The organism is Alsobacter sp. R-9 (assembly GCF_054612375.1).
In genome coordinates this window covers 1-24,441 of sequence record NZ_JBTSWJ010000012.1, presented here as the reverse complement: position 1 = coordinate 24,441, position 24,441 = coordinate 1, and the positions used below count along the sequence as shown (strand labels likewise).

The following is a 24,441-nucleotide window of genomic DNA, read 5'->3' as shown; positions in this document are numbered from 1 at the left end:
GATCAGTCGCCGACCGCCCTCAGAAGTCGCGCTGGAAGCGGATGCGCCCGCCCCAGTTGTCCGGCGACGTGCCGGCCTTGTCGAAGCTGTTCGTGGCGGCGACGTAGGGATAGGCCGAAAGCGGCTCGTCGACGTAGCGGCTGTAGTAGACCTCGGCGCCGATGTTCAGCGCCTTGACCGGGGACCAGATGACGTTGCTACCCACCGTCACGGCCCTTGCGTCAAACGGGCCCTGCTGGTCGATCCCGCCATAGGACGCGAAGACCGACTGCCGGACCGACGGCGTCCAGTAGTGCAGCAGGCCCGCCGAGAGGCTGTAGCTCGTGGACAGCTTCATCTCCAGCGTGCCCGGCACCATGACGGCATCTGCGATCAGTGGGGACTGGGACCCCGCGGTTCCCGCCGTCGTCCACCCCGAGTAGTTGCTCGCGCCGTAGGCCCAGACGCCGGAGACCATGAGGACGTCCCCGTCCGCCAGCATCGGCAGCTTCACCTTGACGCCGGCGTTCACGGCGTAGCCGTACTTGGCGTCGATCACGAAGCCCTGCGTCGCCGGGAGTCCGTTGAAGGTGCCCGCAAAGGGTCCGCCCGGCCGGACCTGGTGCAGCGCGCCGATGAGCACGGCCGTGCCCCAGTCCTGCGTCCATTCCAGCCGCGCGACGACGTCGGGAAGGTTCTGTCCGGCGTAGTCGAGAGTCGTCGGTGCAAACCCCGCGAAGCCGGGGGTGTAAGGCGTGTAGGTGCCGATGCCGACCTGCCGCTCCGTCCGGTCCTCCAGCGAGACCGTGGCCGACCATCCGCCGCCGAAGCTGGCGGTGTAGGCGAGCGCATTGATCGACTGGTGGTAGGCGCCGCGGCCTACCACCGTGGCGTCGAGAAAGCCGAAGTCGCCGATCGGCGAGAAGTCGAAGAACGAGTACTCCAGCCGGCCCGCGGTGACGCCGGCGAATTGGATGTAGGCCCAGTCCAGCGTCGTGCTCGCGCTGCTGCCGCTATTCTTGGTTACGTAGACCCGTGTCGTCGCTCGCAGTGGCCCCCAGTCCGTCGCCGTGTAGGAGTCGAGCGTCAGGTAGCCGCGTCCCCGCATCGAGGTCGTGTTATCGTTGCGACTGAAGGGCTGGTTGAAGAAGTACTCGGCCCGCACGCGGCCGGCGACCTTCAGGCAGGTGTCGCTGCCCGGAATGTAGAAGAAGCCCGCGCCGAACTGGCTGCAGACGCGGACGTACTCGACGGGAGCCGCCTTGCGCGCCGGAAGATCGGCGGCCCATGCAGGGCCCGCAATGATCGCGACGCCCGCGAGCAAACCGTAAATACCGGATACGATCTTCATGTGCCGGACCCCAAGAACGATAGCCACTTCACCGAATACTCCAGCAGTTCTGCCTTATTTAAACGTGTTAGCAATATGAAATTGACAGTACGATAACTCGCGAGGAAGATTTTTGGGACTAACGTTGCGCGCCAGCCACATTTCACCACCGTGCATTTACGACGGGCCAACCTTATGCCGAAGCCGGACGATCTTTGGCGCGCCGCGTACGGGTACCCATTGGCTTAACCGCCACCGACGGTTTTGGAGACGCGGAGGGCTTGTTCTTGATCTTTGAACTCCCCCTCCGCATCGCCGCCTCTAATGATTTGGTTGGAACCTCTACAGCCTGTGCTTCGGCGGCCTTGCGTTTTCCAACCGCCATTCCGTCGAGCTTTTTCCGGCTGAACTTCGCAAGAGCCTTCAGCGCCTGTCGTTCGGCCTTCATGGCCGCCAAGACCTTCTTCACCTTCCCTCGCCCCTCCTTCGAGGCGAACCAAGAAGGAAGGACTTCGCCAGCCCCGTTCTCGCTTCCGCCCTTCGGCAGTGGCAGGCCGATGGCTGCACGCTGCGCAGTCAAGTCCAGAACGTCTGTGAGGAGTTTGTCGAACTGTCGCGCCTTTTCATCGCCCTTCATCTTGCCCTCCAAACCCATGGTCACTGCGCCAGCACCATGGCGAAGTAGCCGAACACGGTGAGCAGCACGCCCGAGACCGCGTAGGCGACGGGGAAGCCGATCCAGGGCACGTTGCTCTGGATCTCCACCGCGGCCTCCCGGCACGGGCCGGAGTGGCTGCGCGCGCCGGCGACGCCGCCCATCAGCACCGCCGGGTTCATCTTGAAGACGTGGTAGCCGATGGCCCAGACGATCACGGGTGGGATGGAGCAGGCGACGAAGCCGACGAGCAGGATCTTCACCGCAAGTGCTCCCGTGAGCTGCGTCAGCAGCGAGTTGCCGGCGTTGATCCCGACGATGGCGACGAAGACGACGAGCCCGAGGTCCTCGAGGATGTTGCGCGCCTCGTTGGGCGTGTTGCCGAAGAAGCGGACCCGCGAGACGAGAGACGACACGATGACGCCGGACACGAGCAGCCCGCCGGCGTTGCCGAGGCCCACCGACGCACCGAAGGCCGGGAACTGGATCGCCCCGATCAGGAACCCGAGCACCATGCCCACCGACAGGGTCAGCAGGTCCGTCGCGGTGCTCGGCCGCACCACCTTTCCGAAGAACGAGCCCACCTTCGTGACGGCGTCCTTCAGGCCGACGATGGTGATGATATCCATGCGTTGCAGCTTCGTGTCCCGGCCCAGAGGGATCGGCGCGCCGGAGCGCTCGAGGCTGACGACCTGCACCTGGTTCACGTTGGGCAGCGCCCGCATCTCCTCCTGAGTCAGCTTGAGAGCCTCGGCGTTCGTGACGACGATGTCGGCGCGGTCGAGCTCGATGTCCAGCGCCTGCTTGTCCGAGACCTCCGGGCCGATCAGCCCCATCTTCTCCGTCATGGTCTCGCGCCGGCCCGCGAGGGCGATGACGTCTCCAAGGCGAAGCTGGAGGTCGTCAGCCGTGCCGAGGCGCTGCCCGTCGCGCACCACGTTCATGACACGGTACTCCGGGTTCTCCCGCAGCAGCGCGGACACCGGCTTGCCGTTCCACGTGGCGTTCTCGAGCCGGTAGGCGCGCATCCCTGCCGGCAGCCACCCCGTCAGCGTCTTGCTGTCGCCGCTGGCCACGCCGTTCTCCGCCTCGTAGGCGCGGGCCGCCGCCTTCGCGTCGATGCCCCACCAGCGCGGCAGGTACTTGGTGATCAGGATGATGCCGACGGTGCCCCAGATGTAGGTGAGCCCGTAGGACAGCGCGATCATGGAGGACACATCCGTCGCGGTGGTCCCGGCCGGCAGCGCGACGACGCCGGCATTGACGGCTTCCTCGGCGGAGCCGATCGCCGCCGACATGGTCTGCGATCCGGCAAGCATGCCGCCGGCCGCGCCGGGCGGAAGGGCGAAGATCTTCGCGCCGGCCACGACGAGGAAGAGGCCGACGAGACAACTCACGAACGCCAGGCCGGTGAACTTAAGGCCATCACCGCCGAGGCTGTTCACGAACGACGGCCCGACGCGCAGGCCGACGCCATACATGAACAGGTAGTAGAACATCGACTTCGTGAAGTTATCGAGCTGCAGCTTGACGCCGTAGGCCGATCCCCAGACGGAAAGGCCGCACCCGACGATGATGGCTGCGGCGACCATGCCCAGCCCATACCCGCCGATGCTCTGCCGACCCAGCCACACGGCGAGGCCCACCGTCATGAACAGCAGGATGTAGGGATTGGCGCTGAGGAACTGGAAGAAGGCCGACATGATGTGGCTATCCTTCGTCTGGAATGGGAGGTCGGTCGGCCGTCAGGACTCGAGGCGGTCGGGCCTGAGGAGCTTGAGGCCCCTGGCGGCCTCGTAGCCATGGATCTCCTTCACATCGAGCTTGCGCATGAAGTCGATGATCTCGGGCGTCAGAACCTGTCCCGGCACCATGATCGGGAAGCCAGGCGGGTAGGGGATGACGAAGTTGGCCGAGACCAGCGCAGGACCCTTGGCGAGGCGCTCGTCCATCTCCTGGCCGTTCAGCTTCACGTACTCGCAGCGGTCCTCGCTGTAGGCGCCGTAGAAGGCGGTACGGATGTCTCCTTCCTGCGTCAGGTCGCCCGCGTCCTTGCGGAATGCGTCGTGGAAGGCGCTGAAGTTCGGCAGGTCCGGCACGTCCTCCATCAGGCTCTTCACCCGCGCCTTGAACGCGGCTACTGCGCTCTCACCGCCAGATGCAAGGTCTGCCTCGATCTTGCGGCAAATCTCGACCAGGACGCGGATGAGGTGCGCGGCGTCGCTGCGGGTGTTGTTGATGTTGGACTGCAGCAGGACCGAGTTGCGCGACGTCTTGTTCAGCTGGATGTCGTACTGGCTGGCGAGCAGGCCCTTGAACTGCGTGCCGTCGAAACCGGCGGTGCCGCACACCAGCGTCATCCGGGTGGGATCGAGCAGGAACTCGTCCTCGCGGACGGCCTGGAGCACCGTCGCCCATGAGACGTTGTCGGCGAGGTAGTCCTTGAAGCCCGACTGGCGGAACGCCTCGGGGATCATCTCGTCCGCGCCAAGCACGCGGAAGTAGCGCGAAATAAGGGGATGCGCGTTGATCGCCGCACGGATCTTGATGGCGATGGTTATGGCGTTCATCACCAGCCCGTAGCCCTCCAGCTCCATCTGGCGTCGCGCGACCTCCAGACTTGCGATGAGCTGCTGGTTGGGACTGGTCGACGCGTGGGTGAAGACTGCCTCGTGGAACTGGCTCTCGACGTGGGCGAAGTCGACGTCGTGGACGAGGACCATCGACCCCTGCCGGATGGCCGACATCGACTTGTGCGTCGAGTTCGTCTGGTACACACGCAGCCGCACCGCGCGCGGATCGGGCACCAGCCGCGTGTCGAGCAGAACTTCGTCCGACGGGTCGTCGCCCAGCGCTTGCTTCTGCTGCTCGTAGGCATCGAGCGTGGCCGGATCGCGCAGCGAGGCCTCGATGGCCGCCGCCGCGCCCATGGCGGTGCGCGGGCGCAGGAAGGGCGACCAGTGGGCGAACCCCGACCAAGCTTCGTCCCACAGGAAGATCAGGTCCGGCTTGATGGCGAGGCATTCCTCCATCACCCGGCGCGTGTTGTACATGTGGCCGTCGAACGTGCAGTTCGTCAGGTCCAGCATGCGTACCCGGTCGAGGCGTCCCTCGCGCCTGAGGTCGAGCAGCGCCTTCTTGATGGTCCGCAGGGGGACCGCGCCGTACATCGAGTATTGCGTCAGCGGGAAAGCTTCGACGTAGAGCGGCTGGCCGCCGCCCAGCACCATCCCGTAGTGGTGGGACTTGTGGCAGTTCCGATCGACGACGACGACGTCGCCGGGCTTCACCAGCGCCTGCACCACCATCTTGTTGCTGGTGGACGTGCCGTTGGTGACGAAGAAGACGTGCTTGGCCCCGAACGCCCGCGCCGCCGCCTCCTGCGCCTTCTTGATGTTGCCGGTCGGCTCCAGGAGGCTGTCGAGGCCGCCCGTGGTCGCGCTGCTCTCGGCGAGGAAGAGGTTGATGCCGTAGAACTCGCCCATGTCGCGGATCCAGGGCGAGCGGAACACGGACTTCCCGCGCGCGATCGGCAAGGCGTGGAAGGTGCCGATCGGACGCTGCGCATAACGCTTCAGGTTGTCGAAGAACGGCGTCTCGTACCGCGCGGCAATCCCTTCCAGCAGCGAGAGATGCAGTTCCAGCGGCTCCTCGACCGAGTAGAACACCCGCCGCAGGCAGTCCGCCTTTGGATCGCCAGCGAGCGCCTCCACATCCCGGTCGGACAGCAGGTAGACGTCCAGTTCGGGCCGAAGCGCCTTCACGGCGCGGGCAAGGTCGATGCCGGACGCGAGTTCCCCGATCCGAGGAACGATGGGGTCGAGCACCGACCGAAGCACTGGCGCGTCGTGGCGGGAGCGGAACGGCATGTCGTCGGTAGTGACCACCGCCGCAATGAGCGGGTTCATCATGATCGCGGCGATGGCGTCTTCGAATGAGCCGACGAAGACGGGCTCGTAGACGAACTGGTCCTCCCGGCGGCGCAGACGCCGGATGTCCGCCACCAGCGCAGGCCAGCGGGCCGGCGGCTGCGCCGTGACGAACAGCGTCTCGAAGTAGGGCCGCTCGCCGTCGCGGGGCTGGACCACGCTCGGCAGGAAGTTGGCGGTGTCGCCGGCGTCGTCGCCCGCCTCGAGCGAGGCGTCGTGCCGGCCGATCAGGATCGCGTCTGCGATCCGGCGGACGAGGGCTGCGGCCGCCGCCGCGTCGTCGCGCTCCATGCACTCCCGAAGGGCCTGGATGCCGGCAAGGCCCGGGAAGGCGTGGTACTCCTCCAGCACCCCGATCTCGGTCAGCGCGGCGACGACATCGGCCCTCGCCTTCGTTCCCGCCACCCACGCCTGGGCGGCATCGGAAGCAGCCCGCCAGCGGTCGGCGCGTCCGGCCTGCAGGAGAAAGAACCGGTCCAGTCTGTCGGTGTCCGCCATGCCCGCCTCCCTGAACTCAGCGCTCCTGCGCAGGAGTCGCTCTCGATCACGAAGACGCTAGCCACTCGGTACCCTTTCCACCATAGCGCTGGCGTAAGTTACGGTTGCGGCGGTGGATTTTGCTCGCACGTCCAATGGCTTGGTGATTCGTCCGGCGCTGCTTTCGATGAGACGGGTCCACCTCGAGCCGGGTCCGTTTGGTGATTTTGGAACCGGCTTGGAGGTGTTGGAAACGGTAACTTACTTCCCAGCGCCGATCTCGCTGGTGGAGCATGATCCGTTGAGGCAAGCCAACGTCGGAGTGGCCCGATGCCCTACGACAAACTGCGCGTGGCGCTCAACCTGTTCCCCGAAAGGCAGTCGCTGATTGTTCGACTTGCCGAGCGGAGCAGCGAGTTTTCGGCCCTGTGCGGCGACCTCCATGACGCACAAGTGCATCTTTCGACATGTACGTCCGATGAAGAGAGACTCGAGTACGAACGCCTTTTGGAGGAACTCGAAGCCGAATTGTCCGAGTGGATCGATGTGCCGACATAGCCCGGCACCTGAAGCTTGGCCTTTGTTGTGAACCTCGAATTGATAATTGTCTGATCCCGTAGGCGAATTTCCCGATTTACGGGACGACCTTCTGGCCCTAGCTTGTTCTTTATTGAATGCGGGTCACACGGCGGGAGGGGCCGTTGGCGGCGTTTCTTGATCAGGACAAGGCAACCGAGATTGCCATCCGCAGTCAGCTGGGGCGTGTTTTGGCCAGTCCTGACTTTGGACGGTCAGAGCGTCTTTCAAAGTTTCTTCGGTTCATTGTGGAGGAGACTCTCGCCGGTCGCGCGGACCGACTGAAGGCTTACACGATCGCATTGGCCGTGTTCGACCGCCCCGCCTCCTTCGATCCCCAGGCCGATCCCCTCGTGCGGATTGAAGCGACCAGGCTCCGCCGGGCGCTGGAGCACTACTACCTGACCGAGGGCACTTCGGACCCGTTGATCATTGCGGTGCCCAAAGGGGCCTACGTGCCTCACATCGCGCCCCGGCAGAATGAACCAGATGAGGCGCCGCTGCCCTTGAAGCCGCAACCGCAGGCGGTGGGGGGAGGTCCCGCAGACGTTTCCTCGCATGGGTTCAGGCCGGTTCGTGCAGGCATCCCTGCACTAATCGCTCTTGCCGGACTAGCCGTGATGCTGGTCGGCGGCGTCATCCTTCGCGCTGGCTGGGCCAACGGGGCGGACGTGGCAGCCCAGCAATCACCTGCATTGGCCGTGCTGACCTTCCGCTCGGCCAACTCCGACGAGTTTGGGCAGAAGATTGCCGACGGATTGGACGAGTACCTGATCGACGAACTGGCAAAGCTGGGCGAGGTGCGCGTGCTCGGCCGGTCGACGTCCCAACTCGTCCATCAGCTCCGCGAGACCGGGGCAGGCGCAGAGAGCCTGAACGTCCGTTATCTCCTCGAAGGCAGCGTGATGACCGAAGAGGGCCGCGCGACCGTAGGCGTGAGGTTGGTCGCCTTCGACCAACGAAGTGTCGTCTGGTCCGCCCGCATCCCGCTGGCATTGCCCCAGGACGTCGGCACGGCCCAGGAACAAGTGGCGACTGCCGTCGCCCGCGTCCTCGCACAACCGTACGGCACGCTGTATCGCATGGAGGCAGCGAGAGCGAGGAGCATGCCAGCGACGACCGCGGAGGCCGTCAACTGCCAGTTGCGCTACTACCAGTATCGCACCGCGATGTCTGCCGACGGTCATCGCTCCGTGATGGGCTGCCTGGAAGAGGTCGTCGGCCGGTCACCCGGTCAAGCAACGGCACGGGCCATGCTCGCTATGGTCCAACTCGACAAGATCCGCTTCGGTCTCAACGCCTCCGAGCCCTATGTCGCGATCGTTAGCAAAGCATCCGCCGCCGCCGAGGAAGCCGTCGCGCTCGAGCCCGACAACATCCGCGCGCTGCAGGCCGCCATGCTGGCGCGGTTCTTCGCGGGGGACATCCAGGGCGGGCGGGCGGCCGGGGACCGAGCGCTGGACATCAACCCGTCCGACAGCGAAGTTCTGAGCGAATACGGGACACGCCTGGCGCAGGTCGGCGACTGGTCGCGGGGTGCACGGATGCTTGAAGCGGCCCTGGAGCAGAACCCGCCGAACGCGGGTCTCCTGCGGGGCCACGCGGCCTTCGCGACACTGATGGAGGGGCAGCCCGACAAGGCCGCGGCTCATCTTCTGAAGATGAACCTCGAACCGTACCCATCTGTCCTGTTCGTTCGCATGCTGGTGAGCGCGGAGACAGGCGACATGCGAGCCGCCCGAGATGCAATGGCCAGCCTCAAGCAGCGGGCACCCGCCTTCATCACCGACCTGAACAAGCAGACCGGCATCCGCAACATCCCTGCACCCGACCTGGAGCGCATCAAGGAGATCGTCCAGCGCGTCTCGTCGACTGCGCTCGCGAACCACGTCCAGACGCGTTGATCTACCGACGGCCTCGTGCAGGGGCGTAAGGCCGACCCCGAGGATCATCCCGCTCGCGATTGATATTTCTCGATCGCGACACGTGCGTTCATCAGCAACCGGTCGGGCTCCAGGCGTTGGTCGAACCCGACGCCCCTCACGACGTCCATGACGCTCGTGTTGAGACCCACGAGCCATACGGTGATCCCGGCGGCAGTCGCTCGCTGCTCCTGTTCCTGAAGCACCTGCAGTGCCGTGTATTCAAGGTCGGGCACGCGGCTCATGTCGAGCACGAGGACGCGGGGTTGGTGCTCTTCAACGAGCTTCTGGACGCAGTCTGAGACGTACTGGGCGTTGAGGAAGAAGAGCCGGCCTTCTGGCCGCACGATGAGCAGACCCTCGAACGTCTCGTCGTCGGGATTGTCCGGCGAGACAGGACGAAGCACATCGGCTCCGCGCATGCGCCCGATGACAGAGACCCGGGGGTGTGCCGTCTGGCTCCCCAAGCCGATCAACGATAGAACAATGGCCGCGACGATGCCCTGGAGCGTGCCGAACGCGATCACACCGACCGTTGCAGCCAGAGCCCACTGCAGTTCTAGATTCCGCGCACGGCGGATCGCCATGAACTCGGCCGGCTGGACCAGCGGGACCGAGTAGACGATGACGACCGCCGCCAACGTCGCTTGAGGCAAGAGTTCGAGGACGGGGGCGAGCAGGATCATCGTCGCCAGTGACGCGAGGGCGGTTACCAGCGCGGCGAACCTGGTTCGCCCACCGGCAGCGCGCACGACGCCCGTCTGCGACGTGCCGCCCCCTGCCGGCATGGATCCCCAGAAGGCCCCGCAGACGTTTGCGGCGCCCGTGGCAACCAGCTCGCGGTTGGGGCTGATCGGTGCATCCCCCGCCGCGGCGAAGGCACGGCCCGCCGCGATGGTCTCGGTGAAGCTCATCAAGGCAATTCCGAAGGCCGCAGGGAGGAGGACCTGCACCAGCGCTGGGTCGGGAAGGGTCAGCGTGGGCAGTCCCCGGGGAATGTGACCAACGATCGCCACCCCTGCTGGACCGAGGGCGAACAGCCAGGACGCCGCGATGGCCCCACCGATGGCGAGCAAGGGAGAGGCCGAGTGCGGACGGAGTGCCTCCGCGATGATCAGGAAGGCGATCGTGGCCGCACCCACGGCCAGCGTCGGGACGGAGGTCTCCGACAGATGCTGCGCGATGCCCAGGAGGTCGCTGACGAAGCCGTGCTTCGGGAGGTGGAGGCCAAGGAGCTTCGGCAGCTGGTCCAGCACGATCACCAGGCCGATGCCCGCCTTGAAGCCGGTCAAAACCGGAGCGGAGATGAAGTTGGCCACGAAGCCGAGCCGAAGGATCCGGGCGATCATTAGGAGGATCCCGACGAGGGCCGTCAGGGTGGCCGCGGCTGCCGCGAGCCGTTCGGGTTCCCCGTCGGGCGCCGCCGTTCCGATGGCCGCCGCTGACAGGATCGCCAGCGTGGTCGTCGAACTCACGCTTAGCACCTGGGAGGTGCCCAGGATGGCGTAGATCACCGTCGGGACGAAGGCGGTATAGAGTCCCACGGACACTGGCAACCCGGCGACTGTCGCATAGGCCATGGCCTTGGGCACTACGACCGCGGCCGCCGTGAGCCCCGCGATGAGGTCGGGGCGAAGGTTCGTTCCGACTGCCGAGGTCTGGTCCATCGACGTCTCGCGCGATGGCCCGGCCAAGAGCCGGGCAGACTGAGAGATCGTTTCACCTTAGCCCGACGCCGCGATCCTAATCAGCTCATTGCAGGACCAACGGTGTAACTTACAGCAAGTGCGGCCCCCAGTGTTGCATCCGTAGCAAGCGCGGTGGCACCCTTCGCAGCGATGCCAAAGGCAACGACCGCGAGGCAATCGTGTCCACGACCATCCATCCGATTGCCCCCCACGCTCTTCCGATGTTCATCGCCGGTCCGGATGGGAGCGACCCGCTGCTGACCGGCATGGCCATCTTCCTGCTGCTCGCCGTGTTCGGGGTGGGGGTGGCGTTCCTCTACATCCACACGCTGCCCGAGCGGATGGCGCACAAGTCGCAGAAGCTGCAGTTCGAGATCGTGGCGGTGCTCGGGCTGCTCGCCCTGTTCACGCACATGCACGTCTTCTGGGTCGCGGCGCTGCTGCTGGCGCTCGTCGACCTGCCGGACTTCGGCACGCCGCTGGGGCGCATCGCGGGGTCCCTGGAGAAGATGGCGGGCATCGAGCCCGGCAAGGGCAACGCCGAGGCCGAGGCCCTGCTCGACCGGAAGCACGAGGTCGACGACCGCGGCCGCGCCGATGCGGACGCCGGCGCGCAGGGGCACGGAGGCTGACCGATGCTCGAACTCCTGCTCTGCTCGCTCGTCACGATCCTGCCCGACTACCTCTACCGGCGCTTCCGGCAGGGCAAGCGCTTCGGCCGGGAGATCACCCTCTTCTCGGTCTGGTACGAGCTGCGCTTCGGCATCGTCGGCTGCGTGATGCTGACGGTGGGCCTGATCACGGTGGTGTTCTACAACCATCCCAAGACGACCAACGTCACGTCGTTCTTCCGCACCGTGCCGATCGTGCCGGAGACGAACGGGCGGGTGGCCGAGGTCTTCGTGCGGACCACGGACAGCATCACCCGCGGCGCGCCGATCTTCCGGCTGGACAGCTCCAAGCAGGAGGCGGCGATGGAGACGGCCCGGCGGCAGATCGCCGAGGTCGACGCGGCGATGACGGTGGCACGGGCCGACCTCGCGGCGTCCGAGGGCCAGATCGTGCAGGCGCGCTCGGCGCTGCAGCAGGCGATCGACGAGCTGGAGACGAAGCAGGAGCTGAACCGGCGCGGCGCCGACATCGTCGCGCGGCGCGAGATCGAGCGGCTGGAGAACGTGGTGGAGGGCCGCCGCGGCGCGGTGGACGCGGCCGTCGCGTCGAAGGAGGCGGTGCAGGCCAAGCTCGCGACGCTGCTTCCCGCGCAGAAGGCGAGCGCCGAGGCGGCGCTGTCGCAGGCGCAGGTCGACCTCGACAAGACGATGATCCGCGCCGGCGTGACCGGGCGGGTCGAGCAGTTCGCCCTGCAGGTGGGCGACATCGTCAACCCGTTCGCCCGGCCCGCGGGCATCCTCATCCCGGAGGGCTCGGGCCGCGGGGCGCTGCAGGCGGGCTTCGGCCAGATCGAGGCGCAGGTGATGCGCGTCGGCATGGTGGCGGAGGCGGTGTGCGTGTCGAAGCCCTTCACCGTCATCCCGATGGTGGTCACGCGGGTGCAGGACTACATCGCGGCGGGCCAGTTCCGCGGCGGCGAGCAGCTCGTCGACGCGGCGAACGTGACGCGGCCGGGCACGATCCTCGTGTCGCTCGAGCCGCTCTACGAGAACGGGCTCGACGGCGTGACGCCGGGCAGCAGCTGCATCGCCAACGCCTACACCAGCAACCACGACCTCTTGCAGCAGAAGGACCTCGGCACGCTGCGCCGCATCACCCTGCACGCCGTCGACGCCGTCGGCCTCGTGCACGCCATGCTGCTGCGCATCGAGGCCCTCCTGCTGCCGTTCCAGGTGCTAGTGTTCGGGGGGCATTGAGGGATCGGGCCATTTCGGCGGGTTCATCGCCGCAGTGCCATTCCTCGATCACCGCCGACAAAGGCACTCGGCGCTCGGGAGGAACTCGTGGTGCGGCTATCGAACCCGTCCGGTGTCACGCCCTCCGCAGGGCCGGTCGGGATAGCGAGCGCAAGCAGACGCCTCATGCCCCGTTATCTCGACCCGGCGAGCCGCCTCGGCGAGGTCCTGTTCGGCCTGATCATGGTCCTGAGCGTGACGCTGACCGCGCGCCTGACGGTGACCGAAGGGCCGGAAGGAATGCATCAGCTCATTCTTGCCGCGCTCGGCTGCAATCTCGCCTGGGGCGTGATCGACGGCGTCATGTACATCATGGCGGCCGTGACGGAGCGGACGGGTAAGGCGCGGATCCTGGCTGCTGTCCAGAACGCTGCCGACGAGAACGCCGCCCGGACCGTCATTCGAGAACACGTCCTTCCCCAGTTCGAGACCGTGGCGAGCGAACCCGTGATGGTTCGGCTGGAGGAGGATTTGCGCGAGTACATTCTCGCGGCACGACCAGTGAGCTCCGGCATCACGTCGGACGACGTGAAGGGAGCAGTGGCCTGCTTCTGGTTGGTCTTCATCTCGACGCTCCCGGTCGTCCTGCTCTACCTCGTCATGGACGATCCATTCGCGGCGGTGCGCGCGTCCAACGTGCTGCTGCTCGTGATGCTCTTCGCCGCCGGTGCCGCGTGGGGGCGTTTTGCCGGCACGAGCATCTGGTGGTCTGGCGCCGCGATGGTCGGGATCGGGCTCGTCCTCGTCGGAGTGGCGCTCCTGCTCGGCGGATAGGTTGCTGCTCCCATGCGATCGAGCCCGGGCCGCCGTGGCCACTTCTTCGGGCTTGCCGCCCTGCCCCCGCACGACGTGATGGGGATAGACGTGTCCAGGATGTTGACGATCTCCCGAGCCCCCGGCACGCAGGAGCGATGGACCACGTCAAGGATACCACTCTCTGCTTTGCCGAAGTCGCCGAGTTCTGGGCGCGGGAGCCGAACTCCGTCTACACCGAAGCGAAGATTGTCGACGTCCTCGTCCAGGCGGTCTGGCGAGGCGATCTGATCATCGAGCCGCCGACCGGGCACGTGCCTCGCGACGGCGACTATCGCTACAGCCTCCTGAAGGCGGTGGCCGGCATCGATACCCACCCCGGGTTACTGTTCGTCAGACCCGGGGAGCCTGTTGCTCCCGCCGTGACGGACCTCCCGGACGGCGGTGCGCTCGTCGACCTGTGCAAGCGGATTGCATGGGTCGCCGCCGGCGCGGAGCCCGACAAGGCCACGGCTGAAGCTGCCTTCTCGACGTTGGCATCCGTGACCATGGAGGCGTACGACGCGGCGACGACGGTGCCGATCCTGCGCACGCTCCCCATCGAGCGCGACGCGCTGCAGCAGTTCTGCGAGATCGCCGGATACGCTCTCCCAACCTTCTGGTTCGAGAAGGGCGCTTCGCGGACGTCAGTCGGAGCCGTGACGCGTTGCCGAACCTGGTTCAAGGCCTTGGTGGACGCCGGCGAGTACCCGGGCCCGAAGCCCGAGGTCCGCACGCTCGCGATGCGGAAGTTCAAGGGCCTTTCCGCCCGAGCCTTCGACAGGATCTGGCACGAGAAGGCACCTGAGTGGTGGAAGCGATCGGGACGCCGAATCGGTTCTCTGCGCCGGCCCCGCTCTGCGGCGCCCTGAACAATCAGAGCACCCCGCGCTGATTTCCATCGAACTTCGATAGACGGCGTAACGCCTTCAATCCAATCGGCGCGCGAGTTTGTCGCCGCGTGATTTTTGGTGGCCCCGTTCGCCCGTATCTCGGGGGCATGTCGCGGCGCCCCGTATCCCCGTCTCCCCGCCAGTCCCGGCCTGTCCGGACGCCGGAGCGTGACGCTGCGCCCGCGCTTCGTCCGGGCGTTGTCGCGCTGGTGCGACTGCTCGCCCGGACCGCCGCCCGCGCCGCCCACGCTAACGCGGACCCACCCGCCGACGCCTTCACGGCGCCGGCCCCGCAGGAGACCTCTCATGACCAGGACTGACCACGGGGGCCGCACGGCCCCCGATACTCCCGCACGGGCTCTCACGGCCGCCGATCTCGCCGCTGCCCTGCAGGTCAGCGTGCGCACCGTCCGGCGGATGATGGCGGCCGGCGAGGTGCGCGTGATCCGCTTCGGCCGGTCGGTTCGCGTGCCGGCCGATGAGGTGATGCGGCTTCTCAGCGGCAAGTGACGGTGAGCGTCATGAGCGGTCACGACATGACGTTTGGCCTGCGGCCGAACGTCTTCGTGATGATGTGTCGAGCGTAAAGGCGACCTTTACATCGCGTACACTCTCACGAAACGGACCTCCCGTCCGCTCTTGTCATCACGAGGACCCCGATGTCACTCACGAACGCTTCACGAAGCTACACACTCTCCGACGTGGCCGTCCATATCGGCTCCGTCGACATGCCTCCGCGCCGGCGCGGCGAGATGCTCTCGGCCCTGCGCACGGTCGCCCGGGTGCTGGGGCGCCCGCTCGATGCCATTCCGGCGGATCCCCGCGCGCTGACGCAGCTCACGTCCGGCGTGTCGCACCTGGCCCACGGGATCTCCGCCGGCCGCTGGGCCAACACGCGGTCGCTGGCCGGCAAGGCGCTGGAGCTGGTGCAGCCCGTCATGCCATCGCGCCAGAGGGCCGTGCTCCTGCCGGAATGGGATGCGCTGCTCGGTGCACTGGGAACGCTGCAGCGTCGCTACGCGCTCTCGGCGGGTCTGCGCTGGCTGTCGGCACAGGGGATCGCCCCCGCGGCGGTGACGGGCGACGATCTGGAGCGGCTGCGGACGGCGCTGCTGGAGACGAGCCTGCGGGCCCGTCCGCACGAGGTCTGGGCCCGGTTCGCGCACGCCTGGAATGCGGCCCGCGCGTCGACCGAGGGATGGCCGGATGTCGCTGCGGTCGTGGTGGATCGCCGCAAGGCGGTGACCCTGCCGTGGACGGCGTTCCCGGCAAGCCTGCAGCGCGACGCGGAGGCGTGGCTTTCCCGGCAGGCCGGTCATGACATCATGGACGAGGACGGCCCGCCCAAGCCCCTGCGCCCCACGACGATCGAGAGCTACCGCTACCTGCTGCGCTCGGTCGCCTCGTCCGCCGTGGCGGAGGGAATCGAAGCGGCGTCCCTCACCGGCCTTGCGGATCTGGTGAAGCTGCCGGTCTACAAGGCGGCGCTGCTGGGGCAGTGGAAGCGGACCGGCCGCAAGGCCTCGAGCGCTCTCTCGAAGGTGGCCGCCGTGCTGATCTCGGTCGGGCGGTACTGGGTGAAGCTGCCGGAGGCCGAGTTGAAGGCCCTGCGCGATGCCGCCCGCCGGGTCGAGCCGCCGAAGCGGCGTGGCCTGACCCAGAAGAACCTCGACCGCCTGCGCCCCTTCGACAATCCGAGGACGACGCTCGCGCTCCTCACCCTGCCCTTCGCCATCCGCAAGGAGGTCGGGAGGGGCAAGCTCACGCCGCGTAAGGCGGCGCAGAAGGCGCAGGCCGCGATCGCGATCGCGCTGCTCCTCATCGCGCCGATGCGGCTCAAGAACCTTCGGCTCCTCAGCCTCGACCGCCACCTCGTGCGCCACGGCAAGGGCCTCCACCTCGTCATCCCGGGCGAAGAGGTGAAGAACGAGGTCGACCTGGAGTTCGAGGTCGAGCGCCAGACCCGCGACCTGCTGCAGTGGTACCTCGATGAGCATCGTCCGCTGCTGGGTCCGGCGGGTTCGTCGATGCTCTTTCCCGGCGGGGTCGATGGCGCCAAGGACGGGCAGACGATGCGCGGCATCATCAAGAGGGCGATCCGCAGGCACACGGGTCTGGAGATGAACCCGCACCTCTTCCGCCACTTCGCGGCCAAGCTCTACCTCGACCGCAACCCCGGCGACTACGAGACCGTCCGGCGCCTGCTCGGCCACAAGTCCATCGAGACGACGATCCGCTTCTACGCCGGCTTCGAGACCAAGGCGGCGACGAAGCACTACCAGGGCGTGGTGATCGGCCTGCGTGGGGCAGGAGAGCGGGCATGAGCGGGGGCAAGTACGGACGCGGCAAGGCACCCGAGCGCGCCTGCATGAAGGTCGTGGCGTGGCCCGCCGAGGATCGTCGGCTATGGGAGCAGGCCCTTCAGCGGACCGATGATCTCTTCGGCGACGGCGGCGCGCGGGCCGGGCGCAGGTCCCTGAGCAACGTCACGGTCGCGAAGGGCTATGGCCGCTGGCTGACCTTCCTCGCGGAGCAGGGCTGGCTGGACGCCTCCTGCCCGCCGGCCGACCGGATCACGCCGGAGCGGGTCAAGGCCTACCTCGACCGCCTCGTCGGCCTCGGCAACGCGTCGCTGACCGTGCTGAACCGGATCCACGAGTTGCACTCGGCGGCGATGGTGATGGGTCCGCACCACGACTGGTCGTTCCTGAAGCATCTCCTGCGGCGTCTTCGCGCCCGCGGCCGCCCCGTGAAGTCCAAGCGCGACCGCATGGTCAGCGCCGACGAGTTGCTGGGGCTGGGGCTGCGGCTGATGGAGACCGCCCAGAACCGCCGCACGCGCCGCCAGCAGGCTCTCGCCTACCGCGACGGCCTCATCATCGCCCTTCTCGCCCTGCAGCCCTTCCGGCGCGGCAATCTCGCCGACCTGACGCTGGGGAGGTCGCTGGTCGAGGCCGACGGCGTCTGGCTGCTCGCGCTCACCGACCAGCAGGTGAAGAACGCCACGCCGATCGAGGTCCCGTGGCCGGATCTGCTCGTCGAGCCCCTGCGCGTCTACCTCGACCGGCATCGTCCCGTGCTCATGGCGCTCACGGGCCGCTGCACGGCCCCCATCGGCGACGCCCTGTGGGTGTCCGCTCACGGCTCGCCCCTGAGCGAGGAAGAGATCTACACCCGCCTGACCCGGATCACGCGCGAGCATCTCGGCAAGGTCATCAACCCGCACCTCGCCCGCGACATCGCCGCCACCACGCTCGCCGTCGCCGATCCCCGCCACGTCCGCGCCGCAGGCCCCCTGCTCGGCCACACCTCCCTCGTCACCACCGAACGCCACTACCAGCAGGCGCAAGGCCTCGACGCCCAGCGGCGTTACTACGAGGAACTGACGCGGGTTCGCGAGGGCGAGGACGTCGCAGAAACGGAGACCTCCGCGGAGAGCTAGCACGATGGGCCGGTGGGAGTGCGCTACACCCTCGGAGCCCATTAGCTGCATGCAGCGTAGACAAATTGTTCAAGAGTCACTGAGAGCATTCGCTGCATGCGTGCGCTCCTATTCTGCTCAGTGATGCTGATCAGCTTTGACGCGGTGGCCGCCAATGGTGAGTTCCGGCGGCAGGCGCTGGACTGGGTGCTGACAACGATCGACCGCGTTCCATCCCAGGTGCGAAGCGTCTTCCGGAATCTACGAGCGTAAGCTTGGCCTTTGCATATTGCTTACTCACCGTTGTTGAGATGCGCGGACGGCGATCAGGTCCCGGCTGCTGAATTGACCGCGCCGGTTCTCGGCAGGGCCTGAAGGATCATTAGGCGGCCATGGCAGACACGATTCGAACGTATGATCTTTGCCTTCGGAGGGCACGGGCTACCGCGCTTCGCCGCGTGGCTTCAGAACCTTGTGACGGAACGGAGCCCGAAAAGGACAGCGGTGTCTTTTTCTAGAGTTGGATTGATAATCTGCAGGTTGGCGCCCACGGTGAGCCACCGTGTTGCTTCGTAGTTGTAAAAGATTTCCACTCCTTGTTCGTCTCTGATCGTCAGAGGGGGCGAAAGGGCCTTCTGCAAATCCCGGCTCGGGGCATTGTAGTAAAAACCGATTCCCCAGTTGTCCCGGCTCCGGCCCGGAATCAATCCAGTGCCGCCTATGCCAACAAGGGCCGACCAGTATAGCCGGTTAGGGTTCCCGTCCGAGATGCCGAACTGGCCAAAGAGCCCGAAGCCCTCCTTGGAACTTTCGCTCACGCGATAAAGATATTGGTCGAACGAATAGGAGAGGTGGTAACGACCATTCTTGATGATGTCAGGTCGATCTGGAGGAAACGGTGGAAGGAAGGTGTCGCCGATGTCGTTCAGGTCGGTGCCGGGCTGGGTGCTAAACAGGGCGGCAAATCCTTGACGCCCGCTGAGACCACCGATGGTGACGGGGAAATCAACGCTCCCACGGATCGTGACTCCGTCGGCGAAAGGCGCTTCGAAACCTGTCTTGTTGACCACGCTGACAGGATCATAGACCCACAAGCCGAAAGTGGCGGGCTCAGTTCGCACACTCAGCAACGCACCGAAGAGATAGGGCGGGATAGCGCCGCTGGGAGGAGCGGCGAAGGTAAGGTTCCAGAACGAGTCGATGCCGGCACCGCCACTGAACGGCTTCAAGCTAGCAAGATCGATCATGTTGATCTTGCCGAACGTCAGTAAAGCGGAGTCCCCAATCTTCTGCTGAAAATAGACGCTGGACAGGTCAAAGGCATCGGCGCCCTCCATGCCTGGGAAAAGGAGGGCTGTATTCACCGCGCTCACAATACCCCCAACACCGTTCATACTCCGGCCAAAATTATACTCGGCATGGACGGTTACCGAGAAGCCATTCCAAAGCCCCAGCTTGCTGAGGTCGGCGTTGAACAAGAGGTCAGCCTTGCCGCCATATCTAAAGTTACGATCACCCTCGCCGGCCACCAGCCCCTGATAGAATTGTGTCAGTCGAGGCGCGAGTGTGATGCCATGTTCTTTCAACCAAATCCGGTGGCCGGCCCAATCGCCGGTGAGCGTATCACGGTCCGCCCAACTGACTGGCCGGGGCGCATCAGCTTTGACAGCGGCTTCACGGCCTCCTGGTGCTTCTTGCGCAGACAACGGACTAACGATGAAGACAAACAAAAGGGCCGCCAGCTGCACTTCGATGAGTCGCGACACTCTGCGCCGAAATTTACCGGCTAGCTGGTTGATTGAGATCAAGTCGCGCGCGAACTGAAAATTCGTCAAGACCGAACCTCGGCAAATGGTATCACCGGTACGCCAAAGCCGAATGTTTGCCCGTTGCTGCTCAAGCACTGCGACGTCGGGCTGATCAAGACGCACCTCTCCCTTAATAACTACGCCGAATTTGCCGCGCTGTTTGTGTTCGCCGCGCAACAGGACCGTTCGAATGTGCGAAGAGCCTGCCGTGCGCTCCAAGCGCAGTGTACGAGGAGACAGCCGGTGCGCGACATACGTACCACCACTCATTTACTGGCCGGCACATGTCCGGGACTGTGAAGTCCAGGATCCGACCGTCGCATGCAGGGTGGAGGCGAGACTTGGTCGAGGGCGTGAACAGGCTTCGGGCTCTCGGTGCTGGCGCGCAACTTGCTCAACGCGCCGCCTGCTTCGTCACGCTCGCTGCCGCCTGCCTCGCGTTCTCCGTGCCGGTACAAGCGAAGTCCCCCAACATCGTGCTCATCGTCGCCGACGATGCAGGCTATGCGGACTTCGGGTCCTTCGGCGGCGAGATCGCCACGCCCAGCATCGATGCGCTCGCTGCGGTGGGCGTCCGCTTCTCGAACTTCTACGTCGGGCCGACCTGCTCGCCGACGCGGTCGATGCTGCTGACCGGGGTCGACAACCATCTTGCCGGCCTCGGCAACATGGCGGAGTTCATGGCGCCCAACCAGAAGGGACGGCCCGGCTACGAAGGTCACCTGAACCGGCGGGTGGCACCGGTCGCCGCCCTGTTGAGGCAGGCCGGCTACCACACCTACATGGCCGGCAAGTGGCACATGGGCGAGGAGCCAGACCAGTTTCCGGCAGCGCGAGGGTTCGAGCGGGACCTCACGCTGATCCCCGGCGGCGGCAGCCACTTCGACGACATGTGGGGCGCCAAGGGCGAGAAGCAGCTCTACACGCGCAACGGCAAGGTCCTGACCGAGCTGCGGCCGGGCTTCCACTCCAGCATCGACTACACCGACGCCATCATCGCCAACATCGAGGAGCAGCGCGCCGACGGGAAGCCGTTCTTCGCCTATCTCGCCTTCCAGGCGCCTCACGATCCCTTACAGTTGCCGCCCGACTGGCTGGACAGGTACCGCGGCCGCTATGACGCCGGCTATGACGCGACCAGGGCTGCGCGCATCGAACGGATGAAGCGGCTGTCGCTCTTGGGAAAGGACGCGACCGTCTTCCCGCGCCTGCCCTCCATCCCGCCATGGACAGCCCTCTCGCCGGACGAGAGGAGGCAGTCGGCGCGGCGGATGGAGCTTTATGCCGCAATGCTGGAGCACCTCGACTGGAACGTCGGCCGACTCGTGCGCTACCTGCAGGACCGCAATCTCTACAACGACACGCTCTTCATCGTGCTGTCCGACAACGGCCCCGAGGGCACCTCCTTCAAGGTCGGCGCACCGTGGGACAACAGCCGCTTCGAGGAGTGGGGCAAGAAGGGCACCTTCATCCAGTACGGCGCCGCCTGGGCGCAGGTCAGCGCCGGTCCCTTCCGCATGTTCAAGGGCTACGAGTCGGAGGGCGGGATCCGCGTCCCGATGATCGTCGCGGGGCACGGCGTGGCTGCGGGCGGTCGTGTCTCGAATGCCCTCGCACACGTCACCGACGTGCCGGCGACCATCCTGCAGGCGGCAAATGTCGCGCATCCGAATACCTTCGAAGGGCAACCGGTTCTGCCGCTCCAGGGCCTCTCCCTGAGCCCCGTGCTCGCTGACAGCCGCAGGTCGGTCCGGGACAGGGACTCATGGATCGCCGGCGAACTCTTCGGCAACCGCTTCGTCCGGCAGGGGGACTGGAAGCTGCTCTGGACGTGCCGCCCCGCCGGTACCGGCGACTGGCAACTCTTCGATCTCGCTCGCGACCCAGGCGAAACGCGCGACCTCAGCGCAAGGGAGCCCGGCGTCCGGCGTCGTCTTCTGAAGACTTGGAACGCCTATGCCACCGCCAACAACGTCATCATTTCGGACGTGTCGCCCGTGTGTTCCACAAATTAAGGCCGACTGCCCGACGATCGTAGATTCTCGCCGCGCAACGGGGAACTGGACGCCAGCCGGAGGTAACGGGGCTTTCGTGACGTCTAAGCGAGCGGTTCTCATGTTTTGCCGCCCTTTCGTGAGTTCCCGGTTGCCATCTATAGCCGGGCGCAGAACGCAACGCTCGTAATCCCCCGATACACCTTGAAGAGTGAAGTTGACCCCGTCCTTTTGGGCGCTTGGTTCGTTTTTCCGCGCTTGTTATCGTCTCGCTTCGGCATTGCCTATTCAAAAGGCCAAGCCTCCGCTTACTGACAGATTGGCAACGACAGTTCGCCTATCGTTGGAAGAGTGCACTTTTGCCTGAGGCAGGCTGTCACCGTGCCCGACGAACCCGTTCCGTTCATCTGGTTCTTATCCCTGACGGTTGGCGCCCTCGCATTGGCCGCGGTCGCGCGGTTCCTGTCGGCCGTTTAGCCCCGGACATCAGGGCATGATCGGGCGCATCGCGGCCTTGATCTTCTCGAACGGAATACGGATCTCGGTTGCCGAGCTGGTGTGAGGGTTCGGCATCAGAACGAACACGCCGTGGCCTGAGTCCGGCCGGGTCACGCGAAGCGTCACGTCAAGCCTGGTCACGGGATCGACGAGGCGCACGAGGTCGCCCGTAGTCGCCTCCTCGACGGGAAGGAATTGAAAAGCCGGCACTTCGCCCCCAAACCATGCAAACGTTCGAATTTCATATTGGTTGCATGGAGAACGTGCCGACCCGCAAGAAAGCCCGACCGCAGGGGCTGCATGCGGCCGGGCGAAGCGGGGAGCTTGTGATCTGGCGGACCACCGACCTGCATCAGCGCAGGACTGGATTGGTTCCGATCTCGCTCGGCGGAAAAGAAAAGCCCAGCCGCTCGTTCACGAGCCGCCGGGCTAGTAGCGGGGTTCGACCCTCGTGCCGGGAACCCGCCTGCGAACGGGACCATCCGCAGGAGCGCACCTCGCGCTCTCCCTTCACCTTCATCCAGAGCGACGAAGTGGGCAAGGATCATCCATTTGCCTTAACGCCCTCCGCCGCCCCCGCGCGAGGACCACGCTCTTCATCGGAACGAGGTCCGACGTTGTCCGTCGGGCGGCTTAGGGCGCGAGGCCGAGCGATAGCACCGCTAGGCCGCCGAAGAGCCCTGTCGCTGGGCGCGGGCGAGCTTGAGACGCACGGCCGGTGCTGAGGGGAATAGCCGCGAACGGGCGTCTCGACGAGGACCTGCGGCCAATTCCGCCGTCTACCCGGGCTTGTCGGCGATGGTCGTGCGCGCCGCGGTCCACATCCACAAGGGTGTGGACCCCTTCCGAGCAGGGCTGTCCACGCGATATCCTGTTCGATGGAAGGAGTACCGCGATGCGCGCCGTGATCTACGCGAGGTACAGCAGTGACCGCCAACGTGAGGCGTCGATCGAGGACCAGGTGCGCACATGCCGGGCGTGGGTCGAGCGCGAGGGCGCCGACCTCGTGGCGACGTATACGGATCACGCGGTGAGCGGGCAGATCCGCATGCGGCCGGGGTACCAGAAGCTGCTGGAGGACGCGCGCGCACGCCGCTTCGACGTCGTGGTGGCGGAGGCGTTGGATCGGTTATCGCGCGACCAGGAGGACGTGGCCGCGCTGTACAAGCACCTGCGCTTCGCGGGCGTTCGGCTGGTGACGCTCGCGGAGGGCGAGATCAGCGAACTGCATGTCGGCCTGAAGGGCACGATGAACGCGCTGTTCCTGAAGGACCTCGCGGCAAAGACCCATCGCGGACTGCACGGCCGCGTGGAGGAAGGACGCGCTGCGGGAGGGATCAGCTACGGCTACCGCGTCCGCAAGGAGCACGACGCCCGCGGCGAGGTGATCCGCGGCGGCCGGGAGATCGACGAGGAGCAAGCCGCCATCGTCCGCCGGATCTTCGACGAGTTTGCTCTGGGGAAGTCGCCCCGCGACATCGCCGTCGGCCTGAACCGAGAAGGCGTCCCCGGCCCTGATGGCCGGACATGGGGCCCCTCCACGATCTACGGGAACTGGCGACGCGGCACGGGGATCCTGAACAACGAACTCTACGTCGGCCAATTGGTGTGGAACCGCCAGCGCTTCGTGAAGGACCCGACGACGGGCAAGCGGCAGGCGCGCCTGAACCCGCCGGAAGAGTGGGTGCGCAGGGAAGTGCCGGAGTTGCGGATCATCGACGAGGACCTGTGGCAACGGGTGAAGGCCCGGCAGGGCCACATCCGCGGCGCCGTCACGGAGGACGCTGAGGGCGGCATCCGCAGCGAGCGCGCCCGGCGCCCGACCTACCTGCTCTCCCACCTCGTCCGGTGTGGGTGCTGCGGGGGCGGCTTCTCGAAGATCAGCCGCGACCACTACGGGTGCTCGAACGCGCGCAACCGGGGTACCTGCGAGAACATGCTGACCATCCGGCGCGACGTGCTGGAGGAGAGCGTGCTGTCGGGCCTGCGAAGCCACCTCCTGGCGCCGGAACTGCTGGAGGAGTTCACGCGCGAGTACGTGGCGGAACTGAACCGGCTCAATCGGGACCGCGATGCAGGCCGGGCGAAGGCAGAGGCCGACCTCGCCAAGGTGACGCGGCAGGTCCGCGCCATCATCGAGGCGATCAAGGAGGGCATCCGGACTCCCGGCATGAAGGAAGAGCTGCTGGAGCTGGAGAACCGTAAGGCCGGTCTGGAGAAGACGCTGTCGGAGGCGCCGGCGACCGCCCCGGCGCTCCACCCGGCGATGGCCGAGGTCTACCGGGAGCGGGTCGAACAACTGCACGCTGAACTGAACCGGCCGGAGGTCCGCGCGCAAGCGACGGAGATCCTCCGCTCGCTGATCGAGGAGATCCGTCTGGTTCCGGAGAACGGTCGGCTGGAGATCGAGGTTGTCGGGGATCTAGCGGGGATTCTCGCGCTGGGCGCCGAACGCAAGCAGCCCGCCGTGGGTGACGGCGGGCTGCAAGTAACGCTGGTTGCGGGGACAGGATTTGAACCTGTGACCTTCAGGTTATGAGCCTGACGAGCTACCGGGCTGCTCCACCCCGCG

At 66.1% G+C, this 24,441-nt stretch carries 18 protein-coding genes and 1 tRNA gene; 11 read left to right on the top strand and 8 right to left on the bottom strand.

Features of this window, described 5'->3' with window-relative positions:
* Positions 1–19 precede the first annotated feature (19 nt).
* From ACX9GQ_RS18415 to ACX9GQ_RS18400, 4 genes are all read right to left on the bottom strand, one after another.
* A complete protein-coding gene (locus ACX9GQ_RS18415) occupies positions 20–1,330 on the bottom strand; it encodes a porin (RefSeq protein ID WP_459631040.1) in 1,311 nt (436 codons plus the stop codon).
* Positions 1,331–1,502: 172 nt separating this feature from the next.
* Complete coding sequence (locus tag ACX9GQ_RS18410; RefSeq protein ID WP_459631039.1) at positions 1,503–1,946, bottom strand: hypothetical protein; 444 nt, start codon at positions 1,944–1,946, stop codon at positions 1,503–1,505.
* A gap of 20 nt (positions 1,947–1,966) precedes the next feature.
* Complete coding sequence (locus ACX9GQ_RS18405; protein ID WP_459631038.1) at positions 1,967–3,667, bottom strand: aspartate:alanine exchanger family transporter; 1,701 nt, start codon at positions 3,665–3,667, stop codon at positions 1,967–1,969.
* A gap of 42 nt (positions 3,668–3,709) precedes the next feature.
* On the bottom strand, positions 3,710–6,391 hold the full coding sequence (locus ACX9GQ_RS18400) for a decarboxylase (protein WP_459631037.1): 2,682 nt from the start codon (positions 6,389–6,391) through the stop codon (positions 3,710–3,712).
* A 309-nt stretch (positions 6,392–6,700) separates the two neighbouring features.
* Between ACX9GQ_RS18400 and ACX9GQ_RS18395 the strand changes: the two genes are divergently transcribed.
* Both ACX9GQ_RS18395 and ACX9GQ_RS18390 read left to right on the top strand, forming a co-directional pair.
* Positions 6,701–6,928, top strand: coding sequence for a hypothetical protein (locus tag ACX9GQ_RS18395; RefSeq protein WP_459631036.1), 228 nt, complete (start codon positions 6,701–6,703; stop codon positions 6,926–6,928).
* Between the two features lie 143 nt (positions 6,929–7,071).
* Positions 7,072–8,850: a hypothetical protein gene (locus ACX9GQ_RS18390; protein WP_459631035.1), complete on the top strand. Its 1,779-nt coding sequence runs from the start codon at positions 7,072–7,074 to the stop codon at positions 8,848–8,850.
* 44 nt (positions 8,851–8,894) lie between these two features.
* Here ACX9GQ_RS18390 and ACX9GQ_RS18385 read toward each other — a convergent pair whose 3' ends face one another.
* Positions 8,895–10,535 carry a SulP family inorganic anion transporter gene (locus ACX9GQ_RS18385; RefSeq protein WP_459631034.1) on the bottom strand — a complete coding sequence of 547 codons (1,641 nt, stop codon included), beginning with the start codon at positions 10,533–10,535 and terminating at the stop codon, positions 8,895–8,897.
* Between the two features lie 200 nt (positions 10,536–10,735).
* Here ACX9GQ_RS18385 and ACX9GQ_RS18380 point away from each other — a divergent pair, with 200 nt between their 5' ends.
* The 7 genes from ACX9GQ_RS18380 to ACX9GQ_RS18350 all read left to right on the top strand — a co-directional run bounded on the left by ACX9GQ_RS18380 (position 10,736) and on the right by ACX9GQ_RS18350 (position 17,590).
* Positions 10,736–11,188 (top strand): hypothetical protein, encoded by a 453-nt coding sequence (locus tag ACX9GQ_RS18380; RefSeq protein ID WP_459631033.1) that lies wholly within the window; start codon positions 10,736–10,738, stop codon positions 11,186–11,188.
* A gap of 3 nt (positions 11,189–11,191) precedes the next feature.
* On the top strand, positions 11,192–12,424 hold the full coding sequence (locus tag ACX9GQ_RS18375) for an HlyD family secretion protein (RefSeq protein WP_459631032.1): 1,233 nt from the start codon (positions 11,192–11,194) through the stop codon (positions 12,422–12,424).
* Between the two features lie 165 nt (positions 12,425–12,589).
* Positions 12,590–13,237: a VIT1/CCC1 transporter family protein gene (locus ACX9GQ_RS18370; protein ID WP_459631031.1), complete on the top strand. Its 648-nt coding sequence runs from the start codon at positions 12,590–12,592 to the stop codon at positions 13,235–13,237.
* A 137-nt stretch (positions 13,238–13,374) separates the two neighbouring features.
* Positions 13,375–14,127, top strand: a complete 753-nt coding sequence (locus ACX9GQ_RS18365; protein WP_459631030.1) for a hypothetical protein — start codon at positions 13,375–13,377, stop codon at positions 14,125–14,127.
* A gap of 327 nt (positions 14,128–14,454) precedes the next feature.
* Entirely contained in the window at positions 14,455–14,658 is a 204-nt protein-coding gene (locus ACX9GQ_RS18360; RefSeq protein ID WP_459631029.1) for a helix-turn-helix domain-containing protein, read from the top strand.
* Positions 14,659–14,807: 149 nt separating this feature from the next.
* Positions 14,808–16,472, top strand: a complete 1,665-nt coding sequence (locus tag ACX9GQ_RS18355; protein WP_459631028.1) for a tyrosine-type recombinase/integrase — start codon at positions 14,808–14,810, stop codon at positions 16,470–16,472.
* Positions 16,469–17,590, top strand: coding sequence for a tyrosine-type recombinase/integrase (locus tag ACX9GQ_RS18350; RefSeq protein ID WP_459631027.1), 1,122 nt, complete (start codon positions 16,469–16,471; stop codon positions 17,588–17,590). Before ACX9GQ_RS18355 ends, ACX9GQ_RS18350 begins: the two co-directional genes overlap by 4 nt.
* A gap of 443 nt (positions 17,591–18,033) precedes the next feature.
* Here ACX9GQ_RS18350 and ACX9GQ_RS18345 read toward each other — a convergent pair whose 3' ends face one another.
* Positions 18,034–19,554, bottom strand: a complete 1,521-nt coding sequence (locus ACX9GQ_RS18345) for a carbohydrate porin (protein WP_459631026.1) — start codon at positions 19,552–19,554, stop codon at positions 18,034–18,036.
* 164 nt (positions 19,555–19,718) lie between these two features.
* On the opposite strand from ACX9GQ_RS18345, the gene ACX9GQ_RS18340 reads away from it, so the two are divergent.
* A complete protein-coding gene (locus ACX9GQ_RS18340) occupies positions 19,719–21,392 on the top strand; it encodes an arylsulfatase (RefSeq protein ID WP_459631025.1) in 1,674 nt (557 codons plus the stop codon).
* 465 nt (positions 21,393–21,857) lie between these two features.
* On the opposite strand, the gene ACX9GQ_RS18335 is transcribed toward ACX9GQ_RS18340, so the two are convergent.
* Entirely contained in the window at positions 21,858–22,028 is a 171-nt protein-coding gene (locus ACX9GQ_RS18335; protein ID WP_459631024.1) for a hypothetical protein, read from the bottom strand.
* Between the two features lie 736 nt (positions 22,029–22,764).
* On the opposite strand from ACX9GQ_RS18335, the gene ACX9GQ_RS18330 reads away from it, so the two are divergent.
* On the top strand, positions 22,765–24,408 hold the full coding sequence (locus ACX9GQ_RS18330) for a recombinase family protein (protein WP_459631195.1): 1,644 nt from the start codon (positions 22,765–22,767) through the stop codon (positions 24,406–24,408).
* Here the strand turns inward: ACX9GQ_RS18330 and ACX9GQ_RS18325 are convergent.
* A tRNA-Met gene (locus ACX9GQ_RS18325) sits at positions 24,365–24,441 on the bottom strand. The two genes, ACX9GQ_RS18330 and ACX9GQ_RS18325, sit on opposite strands and share 44 nt — an antisense overlap.